At 73.9% G+C, this 25,909-nt stretch carries 26 protein-coding genes; 10 read left to right on the top strand and 16 right to left on the bottom strand.

From position 1 onward, the window contains the following. Positions 1-52: 52 nt before the first annotated feature. The 4 genes from ACI8AG_RS08250 to ACI8AG_RS08235 all read right to left on the bottom strand — a co-directional run bounded on the left by ACI8AG_RS08250 (position 53) and on the right by ACI8AG_RS08235 (position 3,273). Positions 53-553: a hypothetical protein gene (locus ACI8AG_RS08250; protein ID WP_456596636.1), complete on the bottom strand. Its 501-nt coding sequence runs from the start codon at positions 551-553 to the stop codon at positions 53-55. A 208-nt stretch (positions 554-761) separates the two neighbouring features. Then, positions 762-2,168, bottom strand: coding sequence for a DUF4407 domain-containing protein (locus ACI8AG_RS08245; RefSeq protein WP_456596635.1), 1,407 nt, complete (start codon positions 2,166-2,168; stop codon positions 762-764). Between the two features lie 119 nt (positions 2,169-2,287). Then, on the bottom strand, positions 2,288-2,578 hold the full coding sequence (locus ACI8AG_RS08240) for a hypothetical protein (protein WP_456596634.1): 291 nt from the start codon (positions 2,576-2,578) through the stop codon (positions 2,288-2,290). A gap of 119 nt (positions 2,579-2,697) precedes the next feature. Beyond that, positions 2,698-3,273 carry a TIGR03086 family metal-binding protein gene (locus ACI8AG_RS08235; protein WP_456596633.1) on the bottom strand — a complete coding sequence of 192 codons (576 nt, stop codon included), beginning with the start codon at positions 3,271-3,273 and terminating at the stop codon, positions 2,698-2,700. A 69-nt stretch (positions 3,274-3,342) separates the two neighbouring features. Here ACI8AG_RS08235 and ACI8AG_RS08230 point away from each other — a divergent pair, with 69 nt between their 5' ends. After that, positions 3,343-3,762: a DUF1810 domain-containing protein gene (locus tag ACI8AG_RS08230; protein WP_456596632.1), complete on the top strand. Its 420-nt coding sequence runs from the start codon at positions 3,343-3,345 to the stop codon at positions 3,760-3,762. Between the two features lie 39 nt (positions 3,763-3,801). Here ACI8AG_RS08230 and ACI8AG_RS08225 read toward each other — a convergent pair whose 3' ends face one another. Next, positions 3,802-4,101 carry a zinc-binding dehydrogenase gene (locus ACI8AG_RS08225; protein WP_456596631.1) on the bottom strand — a complete coding sequence of 100 codons (300 nt, stop codon included), beginning with the start codon at positions 4,099-4,101 and terminating at the stop codon, positions 3,802-3,804. A gap of 99 nt (positions 4,102-4,200) precedes the next feature. On the opposite strand from ACI8AG_RS08225, the gene ACI8AG_RS08220 reads away from it, so the two are divergent. Next, positions 4,201-5,235: a glutathione S-transferase family protein gene (locus ACI8AG_RS08220; RefSeq protein WP_456596630.1), complete on the top strand. Its 1,035-nt coding sequence runs from the start codon at positions 4,201-4,203 to the stop codon at positions 5,233-5,235. A 50-nt stretch (positions 5,236-5,285) separates the two neighbouring features. Further along, positions 5,286-5,711, top strand: a complete 426-nt coding sequence (locus ACI8AG_RS08215; protein ID WP_456596629.1) for a hypothetical protein — start codon at positions 5,286-5,288, stop codon at positions 5,709-5,711. A gap of 178 nt (positions 5,712-5,889) precedes the next feature. Here ACI8AG_RS08215 and ACI8AG_RS08210 read toward each other — a convergent pair whose 3' ends face one another. From ACI8AG_RS08210 to ACI8AG_RS08195, 4 genes are all read right to left on the bottom strand, one after another. Continuing rightward, on the bottom strand, positions 5,890-6,246 hold the full coding sequence (locus ACI8AG_RS08210; protein WP_456596628.1) for a hypothetical protein: 357 nt from the start codon (positions 6,244-6,246) through the stop codon (positions 5,890-5,892). A gap of 202 nt (positions 6,247-6,448) precedes the next feature. Beyond that, positions 6,449-7,600, bottom strand: coding sequence for an acyl-CoA dehydrogenase family protein (locus ACI8AG_RS08205; RefSeq protein ID WP_456596627.1), 1,152 nt, complete (start codon positions 7,598-7,600; stop codon positions 6,449-6,451). Then, complete coding sequence (locus tag ACI8AG_RS08200) at positions 7,597-8,646, bottom strand: LLM class F420-dependent oxidoreductase (protein WP_456596626.1); 1,050 nt, start codon at positions 8,644-8,646, stop codon at positions 7,597-7,599. Before ACI8AG_RS08200 ends, ACI8AG_RS08205 begins: the two co-directional genes overlap by 4 nt. A 43-nt stretch (positions 8,647-8,689) precedes the next feature. Continuing rightward, entirely contained in the window at positions 8,690-10,225 is a 1,536-nt protein-coding gene (locus ACI8AG_RS08195; protein WP_456596625.1) for a class I adenylate-forming enzyme family protein, read from the bottom strand. A 151-nt stretch (positions 10,226-10,376) separates the two neighbouring features. Between ACI8AG_RS08195 and ACI8AG_RS08190 the strand changes: the two genes are divergently transcribed. The 4 genes from ACI8AG_RS08190 (at position 10,377) to ACI8AG_RS08175 (ending at position 14,157) form a co-directional block, all read left to right on the top strand. Continuing rightward, positions 10,377-10,961 (top strand): DUF6318 family protein, encoded by a 585-nt coding sequence (locus tag ACI8AG_RS08190; protein ID WP_456596624.1) that lies wholly within the window; start codon positions 10,377-10,379, stop codon positions 10,959-10,961. Then, positions 10,958-11,857 carry a hypothetical protein gene (locus ACI8AG_RS08185; protein WP_456596623.1) on the top strand — a complete coding sequence of 300 codons (900 nt, stop codon included), beginning with the start codon at positions 10,958-10,960 and terminating at the stop codon, positions 11,855-11,857. The genes ACI8AG_RS08190 and ACI8AG_RS08185 overlap by 4 nt, the downstream gene beginning before the upstream one ends. A 39-nt stretch (positions 11,858-11,896) precedes the next feature. Beyond that, positions 11,897-13,426 (top strand): DUF222 domain-containing protein, encoded by a 1,530-nt coding sequence (locus tag ACI8AG_RS08180; protein ID WP_456596622.1) that lies wholly within the window; start codon positions 11,897-11,899, stop codon positions 13,424-13,426. Positions 13,427-13,536: 110 nt separating this feature from the next. Further along, complete coding sequence (locus ACI8AG_RS08175; protein WP_456596621.1) at positions 13,537-14,157, top strand: hypothetical protein; 621 nt, start codon at positions 13,537-13,539, stop codon at positions 14,155-14,157. 31 nt (positions 14,158-14,188) lie between these two features. Here ACI8AG_RS08175 and ACI8AG_RS08170 read toward each other — a convergent pair whose 3' ends face one another. Then, complete coding sequence (locus ACI8AG_RS08170; protein ID WP_456596620.1) at positions 14,189-15,262, bottom strand: acyl-CoA dehydrogenase family protein; 1,074 nt, start codon at positions 15,260-15,262, stop codon at positions 14,189-14,191. Continuing rightward, on the bottom strand, positions 15,262-16,422 hold the full coding sequence (locus ACI8AG_RS08165) for an acyl-CoA dehydrogenase family protein (RefSeq protein WP_456588449.1): 1,161 nt from the start codon (positions 16,420-16,422) through the stop codon (positions 15,262-15,264). The genes ACI8AG_RS08170 and ACI8AG_RS08165 overlap by 1 nt, the downstream gene beginning before the upstream one ends. On the opposite strand from ACI8AG_RS08165, the gene ACI8AG_RS08160 reads away from it, so the two are divergent. After that, positions 16,421-16,765, top strand: a complete 345-nt coding sequence (locus tag ACI8AG_RS08160; protein WP_456596619.1) for a DinB family protein — start codon at positions 16,421-16,423, stop codon at positions 16,763-16,765. The two genes, ACI8AG_RS08165 and ACI8AG_RS08160, sit on opposite strands and share 2 nt — an antisense overlap. Positions 16,766-16,769: 4 nt before the next feature. On the opposite strand, the gene ACI8AG_RS08155 is transcribed toward ACI8AG_RS08160, so the two are convergent. From ACI8AG_RS08155 to ACI8AG_RS08145, 3 genes are all read right to left on the bottom strand, one after another. Beyond that, entirely contained in the window at positions 16,770-17,075 is a 306-nt protein-coding gene (locus tag ACI8AG_RS08155; protein WP_456596618.1) for a hypothetical protein, read from the bottom strand. A 72-nt stretch (positions 17,076-17,147) separates the two neighbouring features. Beyond that, complete coding sequence (locus tag ACI8AG_RS08150; RefSeq protein ID WP_456596617.1) at positions 17,148-19,391, bottom strand: SpoIIE family protein phosphatase; 2,244 nt, start codon at positions 19,389-19,391, stop codon at positions 17,148-17,150. Then, positions 19,388-20,188 carry an alpha/beta fold hydrolase gene (locus tag ACI8AG_RS08145; protein WP_456596616.1) on the bottom strand — a complete coding sequence of 267 codons (801 nt, stop codon included), beginning with the start codon at positions 20,186-20,188 and terminating at the stop codon, positions 19,388-19,390. Before ACI8AG_RS08145 ends, ACI8AG_RS08150 begins: the two co-directional genes overlap by 4 nt. Before the next feature lie 266 nt (positions 20,189-20,454). Here ACI8AG_RS08145 and ACI8AG_RS08140 point away from each other — a divergent pair, with 266 nt between their 5' ends. Continuing rightward, complete coding sequence (locus tag ACI8AG_RS08140) at positions 20,455-21,210, top strand: hemerythrin domain-containing protein (RefSeq protein WP_456596615.1); 756 nt, start codon at positions 20,455-20,457, stop codon at positions 21,208-21,210. 269 nt (positions 21,211-21,479) lie between these two features. Here ACI8AG_RS08140 and ACI8AG_RS08135 read toward each other — a convergent pair whose 3' ends face one another. Then, complete coding sequence (locus ACI8AG_RS08135) at positions 21,480-22,151, bottom strand: NUDIX domain-containing protein (protein ID WP_456596614.1); 672 nt, start codon at positions 22,149-22,151, stop codon at positions 21,480-21,482. Positions 22,152-22,284: 133 nt separating this feature from the next. Between ACI8AG_RS08135 and ACI8AG_RS08130 the strand changes: the two genes are divergently transcribed. After that, positions 22,285-24,585 carry a HelD family protein gene (locus ACI8AG_RS08130; protein WP_456596696.1) on the top strand — a complete coding sequence of 767 codons (2,301 nt, stop codon included), beginning with the start codon at positions 22,285-22,287 and terminating at the stop codon, positions 24,583-24,585. 80 nt (positions 24,586-24,665) lie between these two features. Here the strand turns inward: ACI8AG_RS08130 and ACI8AG_RS08125 are convergent, their stop codons facing one another. Next, entirely contained in the window at positions 24,666-25,895 is a 1,230-nt protein-coding gene (locus tag ACI8AG_RS08125; RefSeq protein ID WP_456596613.1) for a cytochrome P450, read from the bottom strand. Positions 25,896-25,909 lie beyond the last annotated feature (14 nt).

Here is a 25,909-nt window from a genome sequence, read left to right as displayed (position 1 = left end):
CGGCGCGAGCCCCGCACCTGCGGCAGGTGCGGGGCTCGCGGCGGTGCGGGGGTCAGTCGCCGGTGTAGGCGGCGACCCCGAAGTGCTGCTCGCCGTCCTCGTCCTGCTGGACCAGCACGGTGTAGGCCTGGCCGCCGATGATCGCCGCGCAGGTGTCGCCGTCGCACTCGATGGTCTCCACCTGCCCGCCCTGCTCGGCGAGCGCGCGGGTGACCGCGGCCTCGGTGGCGGCGTTGTCGTCGTCGACCCCGCCCCGCCAGAGGATGAGACCGGCGATGGCGATCGCGGCCACCACGACGGCGATCAGCGCGGCGGTCAGCAGGCCGCGGTTGCGGCTCGCCCAGCCGGGCTTGCCGGACGGCTCCGGCTGCCCGTCCGGCGCGGGCGCCGCACCGCCGGGGACGCCGGCACCGGGCACGACCCCGCCGGGGAGGACGCCGGTGCCCACGCCGTCGGTGGGCCCGGCGGCGGCCGGCAGGGGCGGCACGGTCGCGGGATCGGGCCGGCCCGCGCCCGCCGTGGCGCCGGTCGGGTTCGGGTGGTCGGTGCTCATGGCGGAACGTCCTTCATCGGGGTGCGGGTGTCATCGGGTCCGCGGCGCGCGGGCACGCGGGGAGCCGGGGCGGCGGCCCGCTCGGCTGACGCGGGGAACCCTGCCACAGCCGCGCGGCGGAACGGCGGCGCGGGCGGCGATCCACAGTGAACTGCCAGCGGACGCGCAGCGCCCCGGACCTCGCGGCGAGGTCCGGGGCGCTGGGTGGTCAGACGGTGGTCGGCGTCCGGTCGACCGGGCGGCGGCGCACCGAGCGGACGGTGCGAGCGGCGAGCTCGCGGATCGGGCCGGTGTCCCACATCTGCCGTGGCGCCTCCGCCGGCTCCTCGGCCACCGGCTGTGCGGTGCGCACCCCCTCGCTGCGGGCGCCCTCGGTGCGGGCGGCGACCTCGGCCAGCGCCGCCCGGCGGCGGGCCAGGATCGCCTCCTTCTGCCGGTCCACCCGCTCGCGCTCGGCCAGCACCAGGAGCTCCTCCTTGGCCGCGGCCACCGTGCGTCGGGACTCCTGCGCCATCTCCTCGAGCTCGACGTCGCCGGAGTCGCGCAGCTGCACCAGCCGGTCGTAGGCGGTCGGCGGGCTGAAGTTCAGCAGCAGCTTCATGAGGACGGGCAGCACCTCGACGCACATGAACAGCAGCGAGAGCATGAACTGCGCGGCCGCCAGGGTGCCGTTCCGGTCGCCGAGCCGGTCGAGGGCCTGCAGGCGCAGCAGGATGCCGCCGGAGCCCTCGTTCTGCGTGTCGAACGCGGCCTGCAGCCGGTCCAGCTCCGCGGTCAGCCGGGTCAGCTCGGCGCGGTCGCCGTCCAGGGACGACGACGCCAGCGAGGCGCTGCGCCCCTCGGCGGCGCCGACCGCGGCGACGGCGGCGTCGAGCTCCGCGCGAGCGGAGGTGACGACGGCGGTCTGCGCGTCGGCGGCGGCCCGCGCCTGCAGGTAGGCCTCCCCGGTACCGGCGTCGCCGGTGCCGCAGGTGCCGTCCAGCTCGCACTGCGCCTTGGCGTCCAGGTCGCGCTGCAGGGCCACCGCCCGGTCGTAGGCGGCCTGCTTCTCCGTGACTCCGGCGCGCACCACCGCCAGCCCGGGGTCGGCCGCTCCCCCGCTGGCGACGACCGCCTCCTGCGCGGCGATGCGCTCGCGCAGCGCAGGTAGCCCGGCGAAGCGGCTGTCGGACTCCAGCGCCAGGCGGTGGGCGTCGGCGGCCTCGGCCTGCATCGCCACGATCTCGGCGTCGATCTCCTTGTGGAACACCTGCAGGGTCAGCGGCGTCGCCACGACGACGCCGAGCACCAGCGCCAGCCCGACGCGGGGCACGGCCATCGCGACGTTGCGCTTGAGGGAGGCGTCGTGCGCCATCCCGACCAGCAGCATCCGGTCGAGGTTGACCACGACCGCACCCCAGCCCAGCCCGACCAGCACCGCCAGCGGCCACCAGACACCCAGCGCCATGGCGACGGCGAACGCCGCGGAGACCGCGGCGAGCGCCCCCGTGCTGAGCAGGACGCCGCCCAGCGCCACGAACTTCGGCCGGGCCCCGGGCGCGGCGGCCAGCACATCCGGCCGCGCGCCGGCCAGGACGGCCAGCCCGTCGCCGATGCGCCGTCGTCGCTCGCTCATGCAGTGCCCCCCGGGCAGCGGGGGTCGTGAGAAGACCGCTACCCACCTGTTCTTATCGGCAGGCCGGGGACTGTGACGGGACGGTCACGACGTGAGCGAGCTCCCAGTCGACCGGAGCGTCAGCTGTTGGCCTCGCCCTCCTCGGTGCTGGGGGTGCCGTCCTCCCCGTCGACGCTGCCGGGATCCTCCTCGCCGGTGCCGTCGTCGGTCCCGGTGTTGTCGTCCTCGTCGATGCCACCGGTCCCGCGGTCGATCCCGTCGGCGTCCTCCTCGCCACCGTCGACCGGGTCGGGGCTGCCGACCTCCTCTTCCTGGAACACGTCCGGGACGCCCGTCCCCGGGTCCGCCTGGTCGTCCCCGCCGCAGCCGGTCAACCCCAGTCCGGCGGCGAGCACCGCACCGGCGAGCATCCTCGAAGTCCTGCGCATGGGTCCCCCTCTGGTTCGTCGAGCCTGCCGCTCCGGTGCCCGGTGACGCCGCGCCCACGCGCCCCGCACGGGAGATGACACGGCTTCGACATGAAGCCAGGTCAGGCCGCGCCGGGCGCCGTCCACCGCGGATCCCGGCCGGTCCGGCCGAGCAGCCGGTCCAGGGCGGGGGCGTCATCGGGCACCGGCACCACCGGCCCGAAGAGGCCGTCGGGCTCGTCGGTGGGATCGCTGCGGTCGCCGACGAACTCCAGGCACGCCTCGACGGCCGCCGGGTCCGGGCGGTAGGGCTGCCCGGTGGCGACGGCGAGGTCCCAGCCGTGCACGAGCACCTCGTCGAGGGCGACCAGCGCCATGGCGGCCGCGGGCATCCACACCCCGGCCACCTCGGCCTCGCCGTCGCGTGCGCCGGGCCGCCGCCACGCGGCGGCGAGCGCCTCGAGCCGCGCCGGCAGCAGCGTGCGCCAGTCGGACGCCAGGTCGGCGGCGTCCGCCTTCGGGCCACCCTCGGGCGGCGTCCGCTCCGCCGCGAGCCGGAACGCCAGGGCGAGGCCGAGCAGGTGGTCGAGCAGGCCGGCCACCGGCATGCCCGCGCACGGCGTCGGATCCTGCAGCTGGTCGTCCCGGACGCCGGCGACCACCCGCGCCAGCTCCGCGGTGGTCGGTCCCAGGTCCACGGTCGTCGTCTCCATGCGGTGCAGACGCCCCGGGCGCCGGGAACTCATCGGGTGCGGCAGGCTGGGCCGGTGAGCGACCCCTTCGACCTCCGCCGTTTCCTCGACGCCCAGGCCCAGACCTACGACCAGGCGCTGGCCGAGCTGCGCGCCGGCGCGAAGCGCACCCACTGGATGTGGTTCGTCTTCCCGCAGATCGCGGGGCTGGGCCGCAGCGGCATGGCGCAGCGCTTCGCGCTCTCCGGCGTCGACGAGGCCCGGGCGTACCTGGCGCACCCCGTGCTGGGGCGCCGGCTGGTCGAGTGCGCCCGGGTGCTCACCGCACTGGACACCGCGGACCCCGACGCGGTCCTCGGCCCGGTGGATGCCCAGAAGCTGCGGTCGTCGATGACGCTCTTCGCGCACGCCGCCCCCGACCAGCCGGTGTTCCGGGAGGTGCTGGACCACTACTTCGGCGGAGCCGAGGACGAGGCGACGACCAGCAAGCTCTGACCGTGGCCCGCAGCCGGGCGCGGGGGAACGGCTCCCGGTTCAGACGGTGAGCACGACCTTGCCCTTGGCTCGGCCGTCCCGCATGTACCGGATCGCCGCGCCTGCGTCAGCCAGCGGGAAGGTCCGGTCGACCGGTGCGCGCAGCATCCTGGCGGCGAGGTGGTCGGTGAGCGTCTGCAAATCCTCCTGGTTCGGCATGGACAGGTAGCTCAGCAGACGCTGCCGGATGAAGGGGTTCACCAGCATCGCCCGGATCGGCCGGTCGAGGCCCGCCATCGGGCCGCCGACCTCCGAGCCGACGATGACGAGCGTGCCGGTCGGGGTGAGCGCGCGCCTCAACTCGCGCAGCGCGCGGAAGGTGCAAGGTAGACCTGCTCGTCATCCGAACGCAATGACCCCACGGGTGTGAGTCCCGCCGGCATCGGGAACGCTTGAGCAGTGAGTGCAGACACCAGAGGGTCCGGATACGTCGAGCCGGAGTACACGCGGGACGAGAAGTACATCTCCGACCGGATCACCGCCGACGGCCGGGACGGCTGGCCGGTCGAGGCCGGTCGCTACCGGCTGGTCGCGGCGCGCGCCTGCCCGTGGGCGAACCGGGCGATCATCGTGCGGCGGCTCCTGGGCCTGGAGTCGGCCATCTCCATGGGGCTGTGCGGGCCGACGCACGACGAGCGCAGCTGGACCTTCGACCTCGACCCCGGCGGCGTGGACCCGGTGCTGGGCTACGAACGGCTCCAGCAGGCCTACTTCGCCCGCGACCCGGAATACCCCAAGGGCATCACGGTGCCGGCGATCGTCGACGTGCCCAGCAAGGCCGTCGTCACCAACAACTTCCCGCAGATCACCCTCGACTTCTCCACCGAGTGGACCGCCCACCACCGGGACGGCGCCCCCGACCTCTACCCCGAGCACCTGCGGGACGAGATGAACGAGGTGATGGAGCGGGTCTACACCGAGGTCAACAACGGCGTGTACCGGTGCGGCTTCTCCGGGTCGCAGCGCGCCTACGACAAGGCCTACGACCGGCTGTTCACCGCGCTGGACTGGCTCAGCGACCGGCTGGAGCACCGGCGCTTCCTGATGGGCGGGCAGATCACGGAAGCCGACGTCCGGCTGTTCACCACCCTGGCGCGGTTCGACACCGTCTACCACGGCCACTTCAAGTGCAACCGGCAGAAGCTGTCGGAGATGCCGGTGCTGTGGGCGTACGCGCGCGACCTGTTCCAGCTGCCCGGGTTCGGCGACACGATCGACTTCCCGCAGATCAAGGAGCACTACTACGTCGTCCACGCCGACATCAACCCGACGCAGATCATCCCGCAGGGCCCCGACACCTCCGGCTGGCTGATGCAGCACAACCGCGACCAGCTCAGCGACCGCCCGTGGGGCGACGGCACCCCCCCCGGCCCGCCGCCGGCGGGCGATCGGGTGCCGGCCGACCACGGCCCCGGGGGGCTCGGCCACCGCTGACCTGTGGACAACCGGGTCCGGGGTCTCCACGACCTGCCACGGTGACGGGCATGACGACGTCCCCGCTCGCCGACGCCCGGATCCACTCGGCCGCCGACCTCACCGATCGCTGGCGGGCCGTGCTCGACCCGGTGCAGTTCGCCGGGCGCCGCCTCTGGCTGACCTGGTTCGGCACCGACGGCCGCCAGCTGCCGGTGGTCGTGCCCGTCGACGACCTGCCGCGCCTGCCCGACCCCGGGCTGCTGATGGGGTTGCGGGAGGTGCACGGCTCGGTCGTCGACGACCAGCTGGGCGGTCGCGGCCACCTGGCGCTGGCGCTGTGCCGGGCGGGCGACCCGGTGGTCACCGCGGAGGACGACGCCTGGGCCGAGGGGCTCCGGTCGGTGCTGGACGACGACGGCGTGGCCGGAACCTGGAGCCTGCACGTGGCGGCCTCGGGCAGCGTGCTGCCGCTGGTCGAGGCGTGGGGCTCCTAGCGGATGCCTCTCGAGCACGATGGCGCCCGGCGCGGGACCTCGGGCCGGTGGGCACTCCGATCGAACTGGGAGGTCGTCGCAGCCGTTGATGTCCGGAGCGGCAGATCGGGGTCACTCTGGATCCGGATCGGCGACCGGGGCTGGCCGGGTCGTGACGCGGCAGGGACGTGCCGTGCGCTCAGCTCGCGCAGTTCTCGTCGGCGTAGGCGGAGACGGTCTCGATGGACGACTGGAACCGATCCGCCTCCTCCTGGGTCACGCTTCCGTTCTCGACGGCCCGCTGGAGATCGCCTTCGGGCGGGTAGGTGTCGGCGAGGAACCGGGCGGCGTCCTCGACCTCCGCCCCCGCCTCGTCGGGCACGCTCTCGGCCAGCTCCTCGAAGGCATCCTGGGCCTGGGCCGGCTCGGCCTCCCCGAGCTGGTCGAGGGTCGCCCACTCCTCGCAGAAGTCCGCCAGGCTCGCTCCCCCGCACGCGGTCAGGCCGAGCGGGAGGGTCGCTGCAGCGGTGAGCAGGGCGAGGTTCCGGATGCGCACCAGGGTCCTCTCAGGGAACGGATGGCCCGGTCGGGTCCGAGCGGCCAGTGACGCAGCACCGCTTCGTTTCTATTCATTCTGCCGGCCCGGGCAGGAACGGCCGCTGAGGCGACGGCTCCGCGTCGGCGTGTCACCCAGCTCCGCACGCACGCGCATCCGTGCAGGACTCGGCAACGGGTGCCACCCACGTGGGAGACGCGACCTAGATCTGGTGCCGGGCGATCCACTGCGCGGCGATGACGGTGCGCTGGATCTCGTTGGTGCCCTCGCCGAGGATCATCAGCGGCGCATCGCGGAAGTAGCGCTCGACGTCGAACTCCTTGGAGTAGCCGTAGCCGCCGTGCACGCGCATGGCGTCCAGCGCCACCTGCATCGCCGTCTCGGAGGCGAACAGCTTGGCCATGCCGGCCTCCATGTCCGCGCGCGCACCGCCGTCGAGCTTCTCGGCGGCGTCGGCGGTGAGCAGCCGGGCGGCCTGCACCTTGGTGGCCATGTCGGCCAGCAGGTTGCCGACCGACTGGTGCTTCCAGATGGGGACGCCGAAGGACTCGCGCTCCTGCGCGTACCGGGTGGCGGCGGCCAGCGCGGCCTGCGCGACACCGACCGCCCGGGCGGCGACCTGCACGCGGCCGACCTCCAGGCCGCGCATCATCTGCACCCATCCGCGGCCGGGTTCGCCACCGAGGACGGCGGTGCCCGGCACCCGCATGGCGTCGAACGTCAGCTCGCAGGCCTCGATGCCGCGGTAGCCGAGCTTGGGGATCTTCGCCGAGATCTGCAGGCCGTCACCGGGTTCGACGAGCAGCACGCTCATGCCGGTGTGCGGCGGGACGGCGTCACGGTCGGTGCGGCAGAGCAGGCCGATCAGCTGGGAGTGCTGGGCGTTGGAGATCCAGGTCTTGCTGCCGGTGATCTCCCAGCCGTCGCCGGTGCGGACCGCGTGCGTGCGCATCGCCTGCAGGTCGCTGCCGCCGCCGGGCTCGGTGAGCGCCATCGTGGCCCGGACCCCGCCGGTGGCCATGCGGGGCAGGTAGCCGGCGCGCTGCTGCTCGGTGCCGACGGTGGCCAGCAGGTGCGAGATCACCGAGTGCCCGCCGATCGCGCCGGCCAGGCTCATCCACCCGCGGGCCAGCTCCTCGGTCACGCGGGCGAAGCAGGCGGTGCTGACGCCGCTGCCCCCGTGCTCCTCGGGCACCAGCAGGCCGAAGAGGCCGAGCGCCTTCATCTCCTCGACGAAGTCGTGCGGGTAGCGGTCCTCGGCCTCGAACTCGGCCACCCGCGGGCGCACCCGCCGGTCGACGAACTCGGCGGTGAGCGCGACGAACTCCTCCTCGTGCGGGGGCAGCGCCGTCACGCGAGCGCCTTCAGGGTCTCGATCGCCCGCAGCCGGTCGGCGTGCTCGGCGGCCAGCGGCGTTGCGTTCAGCGTCGTCACCCCGGCGTCGCGGAAGGCGGCGACCCGCTCGGCGACGTGGCCGCGAGGCCCGATGAGGGAGACGCCGCGCACGAACGCCTCGGGGAGCGCGGCGGCGGCCTCGTCCTTGCGCCCGGCCAGGTAGAGGTCCTGCACCGTCGTCGCCTCGTCGGCGTAGCCGTAGCGGACGGCGAGGTCGTTGTAGAAGTTCTTGCCGCGGGCGCCCATGCCGCCCACGTACAGCGCGAGCTGTGCCCGGACCCGGGCGAGCGCGGCGGCCTGCTCGTCGGCGTCCTCGCTGATGAGCAGCTGGGTGTCGACGACGATGCCCAGCGGACCGAGCGCGGGGTCGCGCCGCGCCGTCCCCTGCGCGAGCGCGTCGCCGAACGCGGTCGCGCTGCCCTCGGGCAGGAAGAAGGCCGGCTGCCAGCCCTCGAACAGCTCGGCGGCCAGGGCGACGTTCTTCGGCCCGATAGCCGCCAGCACCATCGGGATCCGCGGCCGGACCGGCTCGTTGATCAGCTTGAGCGGCTTGCCGAGCCCGCTGCCGCCGCGCTCGGGGGTGAGCGGCACGTCGACGTGCCTGCCGTGGTGCTCGAGCCGTTCCCGCCGCCACACCGCGCGGCACACGTCGACGACCTCACGGGTCATGGCCAGCGGGGCGGTGTAGGGGACGCCGTGGAAGCCCTCGACCACCTGCGGGCCCGACGCCCCGATCCCGAGGGTGAAGCGGCCACCGGAGACGAAGTCCAGGCCGGCGGCGGTCATCGCCAGCAGCGCCGGCGTGCGCGAGTAGATGTTGAGGATGCCGGAGGCGATCTCCACCGTCGTCGTCCGCGCCGCCAGGTAGCCGAGCTGGCTGACGGCGTCGAAGGAGTAGGCCTCCGCGACGAACACGGTGTCGAGGCCCACCGCCTCGTACTCGGCGATGACGGCGGCGGTCTCGTCGAACCCGCCGCTGTAGGAGATGGGCATGCCGATGCGCACGGGGGCTCCTGTTGCCGGGGACGCGGTCCCCGGCAAGGTAGCGCTACCGCGGGACGGCGACCCAGCCCTCCGCCTCGCGCAGCGGGCCCTTCAGCACCTTCCCCCCGGCGTTGCGCGGCAGTGCGCCGTCGATGAGCCGCACGAACTGCGGGCACTTGAAGTCGGCGAGCCGCTGGCGGGCGAAGTCGTTCAGCGACGTCACCAGCTGCCCGGCGTCCACACCCGCCTTCGGCAGGACGACGGCGCCCACCTTCTCCCCCATCACCGGGTCCGGGACGCCGACGACGGCGACCTCGAGGACGTCGGGGTGCTCGGCGAGGGCGTTCTCCACCTCGACGCTGTACACGTTCTCGCCGCCGCGGTTGATCATGTCCTTGGCGCGGTCGACGATGCGCACGATGCCGTCGGTGATCGTGGCGAGGTCGCCGGTGTGCAACCAGCCGTCGACGAAGGTCTCCGCCGTCCGCACCGGGTCACCCCAGTACCCGGCGACGACGTTCGCGCCGCGCACCAGCAGCTCGCCCACCCCGGTCGTCGGGTCGGGCCGGTCGAGGCGGACCTCGTTCACCGGCGTGGGGAACCCGACGGCGTCGGCATGGGTCTCGGCGTACTCGTGCGGGAGGAAGGTGGCCAGCGCGGAGGTCTCGCTGAGGCCGAACCCGTTGCCGAGGCGGGCGTCGGGGAAGGCCTGCCGCAGCCGGTGCACCAGCTCCGGGGCGATCGGCGCACCGCCGTAGCTGAGCGTGCGGACGGTGGAGACGTCCGTCGTCGCCAGGGCCGGGTGGCGCAGCACCAGCTCGTAGATGGTCGGGACGCTGGTGATGAGCGTGATGCCGTGCTCGGGGATGGCGGCGAGGAAGGCGCCCGGCTCGAAGCGGGGCATCAGCACCGAGGTGCCACCCAGGGCGATCTGGGTGAGGAACTGGGAGTTGCAGCCGGTGACGTGGAACAGCGGCACCGAGATGAGGGTCGCGTGCCGCACCGCGGGGTCGCGGCTGAGCTCCCGGCAGCGGATGACCGACTCGATGGTGGACAGGAAGTTCTCGTAGGTGGTCATCGCGCCCTTGGGGCGGCCCGTCGTGCCACTGGTGTAGAAGAGCGCGGCGACGTCGGTGTGCTGCGGGTCGGGGATCTCCCCTGGCTCCCCGTCGGGCAGCGGCTGCCCGGGGCGGACGACGTAGGCGGCGCCGCAATCGGCGAGGATGAAGTCGGCCTCGGCCGGCGCGAGGCGGGTGTTCATCGGGACGACGACGGCGCCGGCGAGGTGCGCGCCCCAGAAGGCGAGCACCCAGTCGGTGCCGTTGGGCAGCTGGACGGCGACCCGGTCGCCGGGGGTGACGCCGGCGTCGCGGAGGCCGCCCGCGACGCGCATGGCCCGCTCCCACAGCTGGCCGTAGGTGAGCTCGCCGCCGCCGAGCTCGACGATGGCGGTGCTGTCCGCGCGCGTGGTCGCCTGGGCCAGCAGCACGCGGACGAGGTTGACGGGGAGCCCGGTGTAGCGGCGGATGCCGTCCGCGCCGAGCTCGATGCCGCTGGTGTCGAAGGGCTGCTTGCCCGTCGCGGCGCTGTCCGTGCTCATGCGTCCCCCAGTCTGCGGTGCTCGTCGGCTCCGGATTGTGCGCCGGTGAGCCACGTCTCGTGCGCGGGGGCGGTCACCCGATCCGGCGGCACATGGCGGCTGTCCACAGTTACGGAACCGGATACAGCCGGACTCTGCGTAGTCTCCCGCTGTGCGTGATCTCCGTGGGGGCCTGGTCCGGACGACGATCGGCTGCCTCGTGGCCGGATCGTTGCTGCTCACCGGGTGCGCGGAGAAGCAGGAAGCGAGCGCCACCCTGCCGACTACGGAGGCCGCTCCGACGACGGAAACGCTCCCGCCACTTGGGCCAGCTGACTTCCCCGTCCCCGACGAAGCACGCACCAAGGACGCGGCCGGGGCCGAGGCCTTCCTGCGCTACTGGGTAGATCTGCTCAACCGCCAGCGGGACATTCCGGATGGCCAGCCACTGCGCGACCTCGGGCCTGATTGCCAAAACTGTCAAAGGATTGCGCAGAACTACGACGAGGCTGCCGCAGCGGGAAACCGGTATGTCGGAGGAGCGGTCACTATCGGCGCGGCTGCCACTCCACACTTCGATGGGGAGAACGTCACCATCAGCTTCCTCGCCCGGCAGGACAAGGTCCAGCGCCTGGATTCATCGGGCGCACCGGTCGACGCAGGGCTGGAAGCGGCGGACGGATTGAGTTCGGGAATCACCTTGGTTTGGTCGACCGGCATGGAATCGTGGCTTGTGACGGGGTTCGACCTCGGATGAGCCGCCTGCTCGCTCGATTGGCATTGGGCGCCGCACTCGCAGCACTGCTGATCATGTCGCCAGGACCCGCCGCGATCGCTTGTGGCTATGACCGTTGTCCCGAGACTCACTTGGGGGGCGGCGCAGTCGGGCTCGGGTACGACGGCGCTGGCGTCACGCAGCTGGCCGCACGAACCCCCGACGAGGCAGTCGACTACGTCTGGCGCCTGCGGCATTTGTGTGCGCTTGCCGACGAGCGGGAGGGCGCCTGCTCCTCCATGGACTTTCGCCAGTGCCCACAGGAGCCGGGCCGGGTCATTCAGTACTTGGTGGTCCAGCAGCGTCCAGTCGTCCGCCCGGACGGCACCGCAGTCATCGACGTAGTCGAGGGTCTGACGCCAGGCACGCCCGTGGGGACTTGGAGTGATGTTCGTCAGGGGTGCATCGACATCACGCCGCTGAATCCGCCGCCGTCGCCGGCCGAGGTGTTCTCCTACTTCGAGCGACTGCCGCTTCCGCAGCTGACGACCCAGCACCAGCCACCCGGTGACGGCCTCACCGGACTGCCGGTCATCTTCTACACCGACTCCCCCACGACCCAGACCTTCACCGTCGACATCCGCGGCTTCACCGTCGGCATCGAAGCCACCGCCGAGCAGTTCACCTGGCACACCGGCGACCCCTCCACCGGCCAGATCACCACCACCGATCCCGGCGCCCCTTACCCCGACCACACCATCGAGCACAGCTACCGCCCCGGCACCTACACCGCCCACCTCACCGTCACCTGGGGCGCCACCTTCACGGTCGACGGCAGCGCCGAAGCCGACGTCCCCGGCACCACCACCACCGACGGACCACCGGTCACCTTCGACGTCCTGCAGGCCCGCACCGTCCTCACCAATCCATACGACTGACCTGCGAAAACTGTCGGTGGTCGCCTCTAGCGTGCAGGTGTGTTCCCCGGTGAGCCGCCCCGCGCACCCGACGAGGGCGTCCCGGTCCCCTGGGTGCCCGACACACTCGCTCCCGGGCTGAGCGATCTCGAACTGGTCGCCGACATCTGGGCCTCCGATGCCCGGGCAGCCCGGTACGCCGCCCAGCGCGCGGAGGCGATCACCGCACTCGCCAGGCGCCGGTCCATCGAGCGCGACCGCGACTTCGGCCCGCTCGGCGGCCCTGGGCTCGACAACCGTCTCCGTCGCTCCGAGGTCCTCGCCCTGGTCAGTGAGACGTTCGTGACCGAGCTGGCGATGATCCGCGGCTGCACCGAGGCGGAGGCCGAGTCGCTCGCCGTCGAGTCGATCCTGCTCACGACCGTGCTCACCGGCACCTGGGACGCGCTGTACGCCGGCGTGATCAGCGAGCGGAAGATGCGCGTACTCGTCGACCTCCTGGCCACGGCGAAGCCGTCCGTCGTGGCGGAGGTCGAACGCCGCGTGCTCCCCCACGCCGGTCGGCTGACCGTCCCCCAGCTCCGCGGGCGGGTGCGCCGAGCGCTGGCCCGGCTCGACGCGGCTGCCCTGGACAAGCGCCGCAAGGAAGCGGCCAAGCGTGCCGACGTCGTCACCCGCCCCACCGGCGACGGGATGAGCCAGCTCGTCGCCGATCTGCCGGTCCACGTGGCCGCGGCCTGCGCCGACGCGATCGACCAGTACGCCCAGCTGCTCCGCGCCGACGGCGATCAGCGTCCCATCGGCGTCATCCGAGCGGCCGTCGCCGCGGACCTGATCCTGCGGCCCTGGGACACCTCCCGCCCGCCGGTCACTGCCCAGTTGACGATCCACGCGCCGCTGCGTTCTCTCCACGACCCGGACGGCGACGGCGCGACGCAGCCGGCCGCGGAGGTCGCCGGCGAGATCGTCACCGCCGCCCAGTGCCGGGAAATCCTGCGTGAGCTCGACGTGCTCGGGGTCGGCGCCGCACCCGCCGGCGGCTGCGTGCAGGTCGCCATCGGCAACCCGCTCGACGGCCGCCTCCTCGCCGTCGCCACCCACAGCCAGCTCCGCCGCGCCGCCGGGCACCGCCGCCGTCGATCCCGGGGGAAGGGGGGCGCGACGACGTCGGCAGGCCGGACGGCACCCGGCGACAGGCGGGAGCCCGGCACGGGGCTCGGCCCACCGGCACCGACGACCGCCTACCGCCCGTCCGCGGCGCAACGCCGCTTCCTGCACGTCCGCGACCGGCACTGCCGCATGCCCGGCTGTCGACGGCGTGCCGGCCGCTGCGACATCGACCACGGCGTCGCGCACGCCGACGGCGGCGCGACCGACTGCTGGAACCTCTGCTGCCTGTGTCGACGGCACCACCGCATCAAGACCTTCGCCCGCGGCTGGCGCTTCGAACTCCTGGACGACGGACGCCTGGTCGTGCGCACCCCGAGCGGTGTCTCCCGGACCACCCGGCCACCGGGCTGGTGCTACGAAGCCGAGCCCGACCCGCCCTGGCTCGAGGAGGAGGCCCCGCCCGATCCCCTGCTCCGCTGACCGGCGGAACGCGCACGTCCGGATCTGTTCCCAAGCGGCGCTCGAGCGAGGACAGTGGGCAGCCCAGCAACGCCCACCGGAGGCTCGGCTGTCGCGAGAGGACCCGTCGCATGTACGCGCGTTCCACCACCATCGCCGGCAACCCCGTGCAGATCGATCGGGGCATCGTCTACATCCGCGACCGCGTGCTCCCCGCCGTCATGGGCATGGACGGCTTCATAGGCCTCTCCATGCTCGTCGACCGGCACTCCGGCCGCTGCATCGTCACCACCGCCTGGGAGGACTCCACCGCCCTGCACCGCAGCGCCAACCAGGTGAAGGCGATGCGCGCCCGCGCCAGCGACATCCTCGGCGGCCCGGCGGTGGTCGACGAGTGGTCGATCGCCGTCCTCCACCGCATGCACTCCGCACCGGAAGGCGCCTGCGCCCGCGTCACGTGGACCCGCGGCAAGCCCGAACGACTCGACCGGATGACCGACGCATTCGGAGTCAGCATGCTCCCGCGGCTGGAGGATCTCCCCGGCTTCTGCTCGGTGAGCCTGCTCGTCCAGCCGGCGACCGGGCGCGCCACCACGGCCGTCACCTACGACTCCCGCGACGCCATGCACGAGGCACTCGAACGCGCCACCGAGCTGCGGCAGGAGTTCACTCGTCAGATGGGCGCCCAGGTCGTCGAGGTCGCCACGTACGACCTCGTGGTGGCCGAGCTCCGGGTGCCCGAAACCGTCTGAGCGAGCCCGTCAGCCGTCTCGCCGGACGCGCTCAGACTGCGCGGGTCAGCGCCGGCCAGAGTCCGTCCGGCCCGCCGGCCAGCAGCCCCGACGCCAGCACCCGCGACCACACCAGCTCGCTGCCCGCCTCGTCCCGCCACGACCACAGCCGCCGCGTCAGGTGGTGCAGCTTGTGCTCCTGGGTGAACCCGATCGCCCCGTGCACCTGGTGCGCCAGCCGCGCCACCACCTCGACGGCGGCACCGGCCCGCACCTTCGCCGCCGCAGCGGCGAGGACGACGTTCTCGCCCCGGTCCAGCGCCTGCACCGCGGCGTCGGTCAGCGCCGTCACCGCGGTCACCTCACCGGCCATCTCGGCGAGCTCCATCTGGATCGCCTGAAACTTGCCCAGCGGCCGGCCGAACTGGTGCCGCTCACCCGCGTACTGCACAGTCCAAGCGAGCACCTGCTCCAGCGCCGCGGCCAGCTGCACAGCACGGGCCAGCGCGTACCGGGCCCGCACCGCCTGCGCCTGCGCCTCGGTCAGCAGTGCACCGGCGGCACCGGCCTGGTCCAGCACCAGCGACCCGCGCGGCTCACCGGCCAGGTTGACCGCGTCACCCGCCGGCAGGGACGACGCATCGACCAGCGCCAGCACCGCCCCCTGAATCCCCGCCGGGGCCGGCGCCAGGACGACGACGCGCCGCGCCGCACCCGCCCACGGCACCTCGGGAACGGTGCCCGAGAGCGTGAACCGCCCCGGGCCGTCGCCGTTGTCGACCGGGTGCACGGTCACCTCGTCGGCGATCGCGAAGGTCGTCGGCTCCTCCGGTGCGGGCAGCTCCAGGTCCCCGGCCAGCAGCGCCGGCCCCGCGACCAGCAGCTGCTCGGCCACCGGCACCGCCGCGGCACCGGAGGCGAGGGTCCGCACGATCGCCACCGCGTCGGCCAGCTCGCCACCCGAGCCACCGGCCTCCTCGGGCAGCCCCACCCCGGTCAGCCCGGCGTCGGCCAACGCCGACCACAGCCCGGCGTCCCACGACCGCTCCGCCGTGAGCACGAACGGCTCGAAGCCGGAGAGGACGTCCCGGACGGTCTCGACCACCAGGTCCTGGTCCGATGCCATCAGCGCAGCCCCAATCCACGAGCGACGATCCCGCGCAGGATCTCGTTGGTCCCGCCCCGCAGCGTGAAGCCGGGCTGGTGCAGCTGCGCCTCGGCCAGCGCCCGCGCCAGCGGGTCCGGCGAGGCCAGCGACGGCGTCAGGTCGACCACCCGCCGGATCTCCTCGATGACGTCCGCCTCGAACGTCGTCCCCACGTCCTTGACCAGGGCGGCCGGGATGTTCGGCAGCTCCCCGCGGTCCAGCGCCGCCGCGATCCGCAGCGACATCTGCCGCAGCGCCAGCAGCCGCGCCGACAGGCGTCCCAGCACCGCCAGCTGCGCCGGGTCACCCGAGTCGACACATCGACGCCCGAACTCGGCGACAAGTGGATATGTCGACAGGAACCGCTCGGGGCCCGACCGCTCGAACGCCAGCTCCGCGGTCACCTGGTGCCAGCCGTTGCCCTCCTCGCCGAGCAGCATGTCGCCCGGGACGACGACGTCCTCGAACACCACCTCGTTGAAGTGGTGGCCGCCGTCGAGGATGCGGATCGGGTTGATCGTGATCCCCGGCAGGGACAGGTCGATCAGCAGCTGGGACATCCCGGCGTGCCGGTTGGCCGAGTCCGCCGGCGAGGTGCGCACCAGCACGATCCCGTAGTGGGAGTGGTGCGCGTTTGACGTCCACACCTTTGCGCCGTTGACCACCCAGTCGCCGTCGGCGTTGCGGGTCGCCCTGGTGCGGATCGAGGCGAGGTCCGAGCCGGAGTCCGGCTCGCTCATGCCGATGACGAAGTAGCACTCCCCCGCCACGATGCGCGGCAGGATCTCCTGCCGCTGCTTCTCGGTGCCGTAGGTGAGCAGGTTCGGTCCCGACTGCCGGTCGGCGATCCAGTGCGCGGCCACCGGGGCGCCGGCGGCCAGCAGCTCCTCGGTGACGGCGTAGCGCTCCATCGCCGAGCGCTCGTGCCCCCCGTACTTCTTCGGCCAGGTCATCCCCAGCCAGCCGCGCTCACCCAGTTTCTTGGAGAACGCCGGGTCGACACCGGACAGCCAGGTGTCGACGTGCGTGCGGAACGTGCCGGCGGCCAGCTCGGCGGCGAGGAACTCGCGCACCTCGGCCCGCACCTGCTCGGCTGCCTCGGACCGCGGTGCGGGCGCCAGTGTCAACGAGTTGCTCATGCGACTCCCTCGGGGGTGGCCGTGCTCACCGCCGTTCTACAGGGCTGCCGCGGACGCCGGACCGCCGGGCTCCCCACAGGGAGCCCGGACCGACATACTCCGCGTCGTCGACGACGGTTACGGCGCCCAGGACCCGGCGCGGGTCGCCACCGGCCTCCGGGACGCCGCCACCGCACTGGCCGGCCTGCTCGGCGGGCTGGACGACGTCGGCTGGTCGCGCACCGGCCGCTACGACTACCCGGCCCCCGCCCTCCGCGACGTGGACTGGATCGCCCGGCACACCCTGCACGAGCTCGCCCACCACCTGATGGACGTCGACCGCGGCCTCGGCGCGGCCGGCTGACGCCTCACCCCTCCGCGTCGTCCCCGTCCGCCGGGCCGCGGGTCAGCTGGCGCAGCTCGGTGACGACGTCGGTCGCCACCGTGCCCAGCGAGACCAGCGCGCCGGAGACCAGCCGCCGCACCCCCTGCACGTCCAGCCCGAGCGCGGCCCCGACGCCGGATCCCGCCTCCAGCCCCCCGAGCTCACCGGTGGGCGGTCTCCGCTCCGCCAGATCCGGCGACCAGCGCATCGCGTCCCCCGACAGCGTCCAGTCACCGGTCGCGCCATCGATCGCCTCGGTGACCGGGTTCCCACGAGCTGATGCGTCCATCACCGCCACCTCCGGGGTCGCCCTCCATGGTGCCCCCGAAGACCGGCGTCCGGAAGGTGGTCGGCGCCGGCCTCAGGCGCGGGCCAGCGCCAGCAGGGCGATGTCGTCGGCCCGGTGCTCCCCGGTCAGCTCGCTCAGCAGCCGGTCGCACAGCTGCTCGGGATCGCCGTTCCACGACCGCGCCGCCACCTCGGCCAGCCGGGCCAGCCCGGCGTCGATGTCGGCTCCCCGGCTCTCCACCAGCCCGTCGGTGAACAGCAGCAGCGCCGCCCCCCTCGGCAGTACGCCGGTCCACTCCTGGGCGGGCCCCGGCGGCGCACCGAGCATGCGGGCGGGCCGCACCGGCAGCAGCTCCGCCCCGCCGTCCGCGCACAGCAGCGGTGGCAGGTGCCCGGCGGACGCGATGCGCAGCTCCCCCGACGCCGGGTCGAGCGTCGCGAACAGCGCGGTCGCCATCCGCTGCAGCTCGAACAGCTCCCAGTTGTGCTGCAGCCGGTCGATGAGCACGGCCGGCGAGGGGCTGTCGACCGACATCGCGCGGGTCACGCTGCGCAGCTGCCCCATCGTCGCCGCCGCGGTGATGTCGTGGCCGACGACGTCCCCGACGGTCAGCCCGACCTGGTCCCCGGGCAGCCGGACGACGTCGTAGAAGTCGCCGCCGACGTCGACCCCCTGCGTCGCCGCCAGGTAGCGCACCGCCGTGGCCAGGGACGGGATGGCGGGGGGCGACGGTGGCAGCAGGCTGGCCTGCAGGGTGTGCGAGGTCTGCTCCTCGAACTCGAACCGCAGTGCCTTGTCCACCACCTGCGACAGCTGCAGCGCCAGCTGCTCGGCCACCTCGACGTCGGCGGCGGTGAACGGCGCCCGCTGCCGGTCGGCCCCGAACGTCACCACGCCCAGCCGGCGGCCGTCCACGATCATCGGCACGCTGACCACGCCGACCAGCCCCAGCTGCCCGGCCACCTCCCGGAAGGCGTCGTCGGGGGCGACCGCGTCGAGCACCGCCCGCCCCTGCTCGGGGTCGCGCAGCCACTGCGTCCGCCCCTCCCTCAGCGCCCGCACCGACGGGTGCAGCGACGACCGCGCCGGCGGGTGGGCTCGCAGCCGGTCCAGCAGGGGCTGCCGGGCCGGGTCCCGGTGCCGCGCGACCGGCCGGTGCACCCCGTGCTCGGTGACCAGGTCGATGGCGCAGACGTCGGCCAGCCGGGACACCACCAGCCCCGCCAGTCGCTGCACCGTCTCGGTGACGTCCCGGGCCTCGCTCATGAGCCGCGCGGCCTCGAGCAGGAACCCGGCCCGCTCTCCCTGCTGGCGGGTCTCCTCGTGCAGCCGCACCCGCTCCAGCGCCTGCCCGGCCTGCCGGCCGAGCGTCCACAGCAGGTCGACCTCGGCCGGGCTGAGCGGCCGGTGCTCCCCTGGCTCCTCCAGGCTGATCAGATCGCCCGGCGACGGTGCACCGCGCGCCAGCACCAGCACCCCGAGCCGCTTGGAGTCGGCCGTCACCGGCACGATCACCAGGTCGGTCACCCCGTCGGCCGCCATGGTCGCCGCCAGCTCCGGCTGGTCGGCGCGCAGCCGGGCGTCCAGCACGATCGACCGCAGCCCCTGGGCGAGTTCCAGGGCCAACCGGGTGCCCGCCGCCTCCCGCAGCCGCCGCAGCAGCTCGATCGACACCCCCTCCGAGCGCACGGGCCGCAGCGCCGGCAGCCCCCGCGGGTCGTCGGCCTCGCCGTCCACCAGCACCAGCGCGGCGCCGGCCGCCCGCAACGCCCCCCGGCCGCGCTGCACGATCACCGTCGCCACGTCCTCGGGGGTCGTCGCCGCCGCCAGGTCGAAGACGACCTTCTGCACCACCCGCGCGCGGGCCTCGGAGTCCTCCGCCACCCGCTGGGCCGCCAGCAGCTCGCGCTCGTAGCGGCGCCGCGCCGTCGCCTCGAACAGCGTGGCCCGCACCAGCAGCGGGGCGCCGTCCTCGTCACGCACTTCGACGGCGTTGAGCAGGCAGGGCAGCAGCGTGCCGTCGATCCTGGTGACGTCGATGGCGATCTCGCGCACCGCTCCCTGCATGCGCAGCAGCGGCACCAGGTGGGTGTTGTAGAAGACCCGTCCCCCGGCGCTGAGCAGGTCCTGGAACCGGTGGCCCAGCAGATCGCCCGGTGCCCGCCCGGTCCACGCGGAGAACGTCCGGTTGACCTTCACGATCCGCCCGTCCGGCAGCGCGGACAGGTAGCCCATGGGCGCGTTCTCGTAGAGGTCCGCCGGGTCCTCGTCGAGCAGGCGGTCCAGCCGCTCCCCCCGGTCGTCGGGGCCGGTCACGTCGCCAGGAACGCGCGGATGGCGGCCGTCGTCTCCTCCGGCGCGGACAGCTGGGGGACGTGCCCGCTGGCCCGCATGCGCACGAGCACGCTGCCCGGGATCTGCCGGTGCACGAACTCACCGACCGCGTCGGGGGCGATCGCATCGGCGCTGCACTGCAGCACCAGCGTCGGCACCTCGATGCCGTGCAGGTCGGCGCGGTTGTCCGACAGGAAGGTGACCCGGGCGAACTGGCGGGCGATGTGCGGCGCGGTCCGGCAGAAGCTGTTGGTCAGCTCCTCGGCGAGCTCCGGCCGCTCCGGGTTGCCCATGATCACCGGCGCCATCTGCGCCGACCAGCCCAGGTGGTTGCTGTCCAGCGCGTCGAGCAGGCCGGCGACGTCGCTGCGGCTGAACCCGCCGACGTAGTCGGCGTCGTCGACGTACCGCGGGCTGGGCCCGACCATCACCATCGCACCGAAGAGCTCGGGCGCGCGGTGGTAGGCGAGCACCCCGATCATCGCGCTCACCGAGTGCCCGACGAACACCGCGTCCCTGAGTGCCAATTCGCGGCAGATCTCCACGACGTCGCTCGCGTACCCGTCGAGCGAGCCGTACTTCTCCGGGTCGTACGCCGACAGGTCCGACTGCCCCGACCCGACGTGGTCGAACAGCACGACCCGGTGGTCGACGGCGAAGTCGGGGGCGACCAGGCGCCACAGCGTCTGGTCGCAGCCGAAGCCGTGGGCGAAGACCAGCGGCCGCCCCTCGGGCGGGCCGCTGACGTTGACCCGGTTCCGCGTGACGACGCTGCCCACAGGCCGACCGTAGTGCAACGAGCGTCCGGTGTGTTCCCTCCGCACGGTCCCGGCGGGACCGTTCCGCGCCGATCCCCGCCCGCCGGGCATGACGGTCGGTGAGCCGGGGACGACGCACCGCCGCGCGCCGCCGCAGTGCGCCGGGGCCCGTGCCTCTCGACCCGGAACCCGCTGTCGCCGCCGTCCGTCCGGCCCTACCCTCCCGGCATCCCGCGCTCCGGCAGACCCGGAGCACCGGCCCGAACCCGCTGAACGAGGTGCGCGCCATGACCGCTACCGCGGTCCGTCCTCCCGCCGTCCCGCTCCCCCGGCGCCCGGTCGACCCCGCCCCCGCCCGCGCTGTCCCCCCGACCTCCGGCCGGGCGGCCGCCTACCAGCGGGTGCTGCACCAGCTGGTGCGCCGGGAGCTGCGCACGCTGGCCGACGTCGTCACCTGGGCACCCGACGGCGAGTGCGCCCGCACCGGGCTGCTCACCCGCCACGCCGGGCTGCTGTCCCGGCTGCTGCTGCACCACCACGCCGTCGAGCGGGACGTCCTGTGGCCGGCGTTGCTCCGCGGCGCGCCCGAAGAGGCCCGTCCCGCCGTGGCGGCCGCCGTCGCCACCTGGACGTCGTCGTGCGGGCGCATCGACGCCGCGCTGCGCGACCTGGACACCGCGGCCCGCCAGTGGGCCAGCTCCGGGAGTGGCCGGGCCCGGGAGACGTTCGCCCGCTCCTGCCGGCAGCTGGCCGACGACGTCGCCGCGCAGACCGCCGAGGAGGAAGCGACCTTGCTTCCCCTCCTCGACGCCCACCTGACCGACGCCGCATGGGCGGCCGTCGTGCGGACCGCCCGCTGCGGGCTCTCCGGGCGCCAGCAGCTGCTCGTGCTGGGCCTCGCGCTGGAGGACTGCAGCGCCGCCGACCGCGCCCGCCTGCTCGGCGGCATCCCGCGCGCCACCCGGATGGTCTGGCGGCTCTACGGCGGCGGCCGCTACCGCGCCGCCGTCGTCCGGCTGCGCGGCGCCCCGCCCGCTCGCTGAGCCGCCGGGTCCCTCAGTAGCGGGACGTGCCGCAGTCGCGGCAGCGCTTGCGCGCGCTCATCTCGCGCCCGTGGCAGTTGTCGCAGACCCAGGTGGTCCGCTCCTTGGTCGCCGTGCTCATGGCTGGTCCTCCCCTCGTCGTCGTGCCGACGACGCTAGGGAACCGGTGTGTCGAGAAGGTGTCCGCAGAGTTGCGATGGAACGCCAACTAATCCCGTGCCCACCCCCAAGGGGTGAGGGATCGGCCGATCCGGACGACGCGCGGTCGGCTAACGGCGAGCCGGGGCGAACGGGCCCGACAGCGCTGCCCACTGCAGGAGCAGGATCGTCTTGGCGTCGGCGATCCGTCCGTCGGCCACCATCCGCAGCGTCTCGTCGAAGGGCAGCTCCACCACCTCGATGTCCTCGCCCTCCTCGGCCACCCCGCCACCCGCGGTGGTGCGGTCGGCCGCCGTGTACGGCGCGGCGTAGAGGTGCAGCCGCTCGGTGACCGAGCCCGGGCTCATCCAGACGTCGAAGACGTGCTCGAGCTCGCCCACCGTCACCCCGAGCTCCTCCGCGGCCTCCCGCCGGATGGCGGTCTCCGGGTCGTCCTCGTCCAGCAGCCCGGCGGCCGCCTCCAGGAGCATGCCGTCGGGGTGGCCGTTCACGTAGACCGGGAAGCGGAACTGCCGGGAGAGGAGCACCGTCCCGCGCGCGACGTCGTGCAGCAGGATGGTGGCGCCGTTGCCGCGGTCGTAGGTCTCCCGCGCCTCGGTCACCCAGGTGCCGTCCGCCCGGCGGTACTCGAACGTCGTCCGGCGCAGCACGTGCCAGGCGCTGGCCACCAGCTCCACGTCGGTGACCCGCACCCGCGGGTTCCCGCTGAGGTCCCGCCCCACCCGGTCCAGGCCGGTGCGGCCACGTGCGTCGGGGACGTCGATGCCCGGGACCTGCGTCACGAGCAGCACGTTAGTGGTGCGTGGCACGGTGCTGGGGCCCCGCCGCCGTGGGCACAATGGGCAGTTGCCGACAACGGCGCGACGAGCGAATTGCACCACCGTTCCAGTAGAGAGCGAAGAGTCTTTGACGACAGTGCGTCCGGCCGGGTCCCTCGACGCCGAGATCGCGGCAGAGCAGACCTACGTCAGCGCCCTGCACGGCCGGCTCGACGAGGTGCGCGCCCGCACCGTCGCGCGCCTGGAGGAGGCGTTGGCCACCGTGCCGCACAACCCGCAGGCCGTCGGTGAGCGGGAGGCCGCGGTCGAGCTGCACAGCCAGCGGATCGTCGCGCTCGACGCCGCCGACAGCGGGCTGTGCTTCGGCCGGCTGGACCGGCACGACGCCGACGTGCCCCGGTACATCGGCCGGATCGGGCTGAACGCCGACGACGGCCGGGAGGAGCCCCTGCTCGTCGACTGGCGCGCCCCCGCGGCCCAGCCCTTCTACACCGCGACGCCGCTGCACGACCTCGGCGTCCGGCGCCGCCGGCACATCCGCACCCGCGGCCGCACGATCGTCGACGTCACCGACGAGACCCTCGACCTCACCGACCCCGACCTCGCCCAGCGGTCGGGGCTGGCCGGCGAGTCGGTGCTCCTGGCCGCGCTCGGCGCCACCCGCACCGGCCGGATGAACGACATCGTCCGCACCATCCAGGCCGAGCAGGACCGCATCATCCGCGCCGACCACCGCGGCGTCCTGGTCGTCCAGGGCGGCCCCGGCACCGGCAAGACCGCCGTCGCCCTGCACCGCGCCGCGTACCTGCTCTACACCCACCGCGAGCGGCTGGCCCGCAGCGGACTGCTGATCGTCGGCCCCTCCCCCACCTTCCTCGGGTACATCGCCGACGTGCTGCCCTCCCTGGGCGAGACCGGCGTGGTGCTCACCGACCTCGGCGGGCTGCGGCCCGGCCTGCAGGCGCATGCGGCCGAGGCGCCCAAGGTGGCCGAGATCAAGGGCCGCACCGCCATGGTCCGCGTCGTCACCACCGCCGTGCGCGACCGCCAGGCGGTGCTCGACAAGCCGGTCGTGCTCACCATCGACGGCACGCCGGTGCGCTTCGCCAAGGCCGACGCCGCCCAGGTGCGCAGCCGGGCCCGGGGCGCCTCCCGGCTGCACAACGAGGCCCGGCCGGCCGCCGTCCGCGCGGTCATCGACATCGTCGCCCGCAAGTACGCCGACAAGCTGGGCGAGAACGTCCTCGGCGGCGCCAACCTGCTGGGCGAGGGTGACGTCGCCGCGCTGCGCCGCGAGGTCGCCACCGAGCCGGCCGTGCTCGCCCTGGCCGACCGGCTCTGGCCGCGGCTGACCGCCGAGCGGCTGATCGGCGAGCTGCTCTCGTCCCGCCGGCGCCTCGAGTCGGCGACCAAGGGCTGGAGCGAGGCCGACCGCGAGCTGCTGCTCCGCCCGGCATCGGCCCCGTGGACCCCTGCCGACGTCCCGCTGCTCGAGGAAGCCGACGAGCTGCTGGGCGTCGACGACTCCACCGAGCGCGACCGGGAGCGCCGCGAGCGGCAGAGCCGGCTGCGGCACGCGCAGGAGACGCTCGACCTGCTGCACGGCTCGCGCTCCACCGACTGGGAGACCGAGGAGGAGTCCGAGGAGCTGTCGGCCGGCGACCTGCTCGACGCCGAGGGGCTGGCCGGGCGGCACGAGGAGCGCGACAGGCGGTCGACCGCCCAGCGGGCCGCCGCCGACCGGACCTGGACCTACGGGCACGTCATCGTCGACGAGGCCCAGGAGCTCTCGTCGATGGCCTGGCGGGTGCTGCTCCGCCGGATCCCCACCCGCTCGATGACCCTGGTCGGCGACGTCGCCCAGACCTCCACGCTGGCCGGCGCGACCAGCTGGAAGGAGGTGCTGGAGCCGCACCTCGGCAGTTCGTGGCGCCTGGAGGAGTTGACCGTCAACTACCGGACCCCGGCCGAGGTCATGGCCGTGGCCGCGGACGTGCTGGCCGCCGGGGGCGCCGCCACCGCGGCCGCGGAGTCGGTGCGGTCGACCGGCGAGCTGCCGTGGTCGCACGAGGTGGCCGAGGAGGAGTTCACCGACGCCGTCGCCGCGGCGGCCGCGGAGTACGACGCCGCGGAGGGAACGCTCGCCGTCATCGTCCCGTTCAGCCGGCTGGCGGCCGTCACCGCCGCCGTGCGCGACCGGCTCCCGTCGGCCTCCGCGGACGGCGACCTGACCGCCGGCCCGGTGGTGCTCACCCCGGAGGGCAGCAAGGGCCTGGAGTTCGACTCGGTGCTGGTCGGCGATCCCGTCGGGATCCTCGACGAGGGTGTGCGCGGGCACAACGACCTCTACGTCGCGCTCACCCGGGCCACCCAGCGCCTCGGCGTCGTGCACCCTGGTGAGCTGCCGCCGGAGCTCAAGAACCTCGACCCGCGCTGACCCGCCGGGCCGGCACCGTGTCGCACGGAGTCTGCCGCTGAGTGCAGGTGCACTCAGCGGCAGACTGTCCGCGGAACGGCTCAGGCGCTGGCGCGGACGGCCAGGACGACGCCGCTCTTCGGCTTGGCCGGGATGCGGTGCAACGCGATCTCCAGGTCCTGGTCGGGCACCTGGTAGTCCAGCCGGGCCAGCCGCACCGCGAGCGCCGACAGCAGCGCGACGGTGATCTGCTCCCCCGGGCAGCGGTGGTTGGTGCGCGGGTCGCCGGCGCCCTGCGGCACCAGCTCGAACTCGCCGATCTCCCGGTCGAGGAACCGCTCGGGGCGGAATGCGTACGGGGTGTCCCACAGCGCCGGGTCGTGGTTCTGCCCGTACAGGTCCAGCAGCACCATGGCGTTCTGCGGGATCTCCTCGCCGGCGAACTCGTTGCGCTGCGGCGACCGGCCGCCGATGAACGGGGCGAACGGGTAGAACCGCCGGACCTCGTGCGCCCACGCCTCGGCGAACGCCGGGTCCCCGGCCGCCAGCCGTTCCCGGTTCCCGGGCCAGCGGATCAGCGCGTGCCCGGAGAAGGCCATGAACCAGGCGACCGCCGTCGTCGGCCGGATGATGTTGAGCAGCTCCACCGCCGCCACCTTCGCCGGCAGCTGCGTGCCGTCGGCGTCCCGGTGCCGGGACACGACGTCGACCGCCGTCCCCTCCTCCACCCGGGTCCGCCCGCTGCGCACGTCCTGCACCAGCTGGGTCAGCCACCTCTCCCGGCGGCCGCGGGCCCGCCGCGCCCGGAAGTGCCGCGGCCCGCCGGTGGCGAAGCCGTCGACCATCGCCACCATGTCGCGGGCCAGGTCGGGCACCTCCTCGTCGTGCACCGGCACGCCGGCCCAGCGCGCCACGGAGCCGGCCAGCACCCGGCTCGCCTCGTCGAACAGCACGATCTGCGGACGGGCGGCCCACTCCGGCACCGCGGCGTCCCAGGCAGCGGTGGTGCGCTCCACGAGCGAGGCGATGCCGTCCTCGCGCATCAGCAGCGCGATGAACATGGCCTTGCGCACCCGGTGCATCTCGCCGTCGAGCGTGTGCACCGCGCCCTTGCCGAACAGCGTGCCCTGCACCGGCTCGGGGATGGCGTGCGAGCGGCGCACGTGGTCCTCGTCGTAGAGGAAACGCGCGGCCTCGGGACCCTCGATCCCGACGGCCGGCAGCCCGCCCAGCCGGACGCCGACCGCGTGCTTCCCGGCCCGGCGGCGCTCGTCGGGCAGCCAGCCGTAGCCCTTGGACAGCAGTTTCAGGCTGTTCTCCAGTCGTGGCATGGATGCTGCGATGC

This window comes from Blastococcus sp. SYSU DS0552 (assembly GCF_054050815.1).
Note: the sequence above shows the minus strand (reverse complement) of the source record. Positions and strands in the feature narration are given on the sequence as shown.

Bases quoted from the DNA above. Each gene is read 5' to 3' on its own strand.
- ACI8AG_RS08215 (WP_456596629.1), top strand. From the start codon at position 5,286: ATGACGACGTCCCCGCTCGCCGACGCCCGGATCCACTCGGCCGCCGAC.
- ACI8AG_RS08245 (WP_456596635.1), bottom strand. From the start codon at position 2,168: ATGAGCGAGCGACGACGGCGCATCGGCGACGGGCTGGCCGTCCTGGCC.
- ACI8AG_RS08250 (WP_456596636.1), bottom strand. From the start codon at position 553: ATGAGCACCGACCACCCGAACCCGACCGGCGCCACGGCGGGCGCGGGC.
- ACI8AG_RS08165 (WP_456588449.1), bottom strand. From the start codon at position 16,422: ATGAGCAACTCGTTGACACTGGCGCCCGCACCGCGGTCCGAGGCAGCC.
- ACI8AG_RS08170 (WP_456596620.1), bottom strand. From the start codon at position 15,262: ATGGCATCGGACCAGGACCTGGTGGTCGAGACCGTCCGGGACGTCCTC.
- ACI8AG_RS08155 (WP_456596618.1), bottom strand. From the start codon at position 17,075: ATGGACGCATCAGCTCGTGGGAACCCGGTCACCGAGGCGATCGATGGC.
- ACI8AG_RS08195 (WP_456596625.1), bottom strand. From the start codon at position 10,225: ATGAGCACGGACAGCGCCGCGACGGGCAAGCAGCCCTTCGACACCAGC.
- ACI8AG_RS08240 (WP_456596634.1), bottom strand. From the start codon at position 2,578: ATGCTCGCCGGTGCGGTGCTCGCCGCCGGACTGGGGTTGACCGGCTGC.
- ACI8AG_RS08175 (WP_456596621.1), top strand. From the start codon at position 13,537: ATGTACGCGCGTTCCACCACCATCGCCGGCAACCCCGTGCAGATCGAT.
- ACI8AG_RS08140 (WP_456596615.1), top strand. From the start codon at position 20,455: ATGACCGCTACCGCGGTCCGTCCTCCCGCCGTCCCGCTCCCCCGGCGC.
- ACI8AG_RS08160 (WP_456596619.1), top strand. From the start codon at position 16,421: ATGCGACTCCCTCGGGGGTGGCCGTGCTCACCGCCGTTCTACAGGGCT.
- ACI8AG_RS08125 (WP_456596613.1), bottom strand. From the start codon at position 25,895: ATGCCACGACTGGAGAACAGCCTGAAACTGCTGTCCAAGGGCTACGGC.
- ACI8AG_RS08185 (WP_456596623.1), top strand. From the start codon at position 10,958: ATGAGCCGCCTGCTCGCTCGATTGGCATTGGGCGCCGCACTCGCAGCA.